Origin of the sequence: Psychrobacter sp. TWR1-1-1 (assembly GCF_049895865.1) — a bacterium.
GTDB lineage: Bacteria > Pseudomonadota > Gammaproteobacteria > Pseudomonadales > Moraxellaceae > Psychrobacter > Psychrobacter immobilis_A.
Map to the genome: position 1 here is coordinate 1 of NZ_JAFCTE010000055.1, position 1,197 is coordinate 1,197.

Annotated in this window: 1 protein-coding gene; it reads right to left on the reverse strand. The window is 37.4% G+C overall.

Annotated elements, in window-relative coordinates; all coding sequences use genetic code 11:
* Positions 1–809 (reverse strand): TonB-dependent receptor plug domain-containing protein (locus tag ACP69U_RS13820; RefSeq protein WP_426138841.1); only part of this gene is annotated, 809 nt, incomplete at its 3' end.
* Positions 810–1,197: the final 388 nt, after the last annotated feature.

The window sequence follows — 1,197 nt, forward strand, 5'->3', positions numbered from 1 at the left end:
GATCTGTACCCTGTAGAGGGATATTTATAGTCTGGATCATTGATAAAATCATAGGCAGGATCTAGTTTGTTTTTATCGAAATCTAACATTCGGTGATTTTTTGTTTCATGTCCTTCACGATGCACATAATTAATTATTGCCTCAACCTTATCGTTTTTCCCTGCTAAACCAAAAGCGTTACTAAATTCTTCATTGCTATTGCTATAACCTGTTTTGATATAACCACCAAGTTGACGATCAGGTCTTATTAAATCTTCTGGGTCTTTGGTCTTGAAACTAACAGACCCTCCCATTGCACCACTACCAGAATTAAAAGAGTCCGCCCCGACTTCAAACTCCACCTCTGACAGAAGCTCTACATCGGGTGAAAATCGACCCTCAAACATATATCCATAAGCTGAAAATATTTCATTGACTTGCTTATCTGGCAAGCTAACGCCATCTAAGTTTAAAGCTACCCTATTGCCATCTACCCCTCTGATGGCGTAGCCATTGCTACCATATCTTCCTGCATCTGCCACACTTATATCAGGGTTATAACGGACTAAATCTTTATCACTGTCAATTAGGTTGTCTGATATCGTCTTGGCCGTTTTAAGGTCGTCCCCTACATTTATAGGGGGCTGCTTATTAGCATAAACAGTTATCGTGTCCATATGTAACATCGGTAAGTTTTCTTCTTGGTGCTGAGTATCCGCAATGGCTGATTGATACATCAAAGTTCCAACAAGAATACTTAATAGGGTTTTAGACTTACCTTTAAGACTAGGTATATATATCGACTTCTTATAAGTTGAATCCTCGTGCATTCCAAATTTCCTATAGTAAAAATAAGCACAATTTTCTTCACATCAGCCTCGTCGTCAAAGGAAATAATATTAATTGTTAATAACATTGCTGATAGTTTCTTCATATAATAAAACAATATAGTTACATTGTAAACGATAATCATTAACAAATAGGAAAATATATGATCTTAGAGTATTTTACTTTTCGCAAAGGCTTAGCAAGGAGTCAGGAAAACGTCTTGCAATAGTAGGAAAAATTAAGCGTCCGGCAGTCGAGACATCCACAAAGTAACAGTGATGCATATTGCGCATGTAACCCAAGCAAGCCACTGCAAACTATCAGAAAATCGGTAAAACAACATACCGCATGACATAGCCATCATTGACCAAGCCAAATATTTTGCCTTAC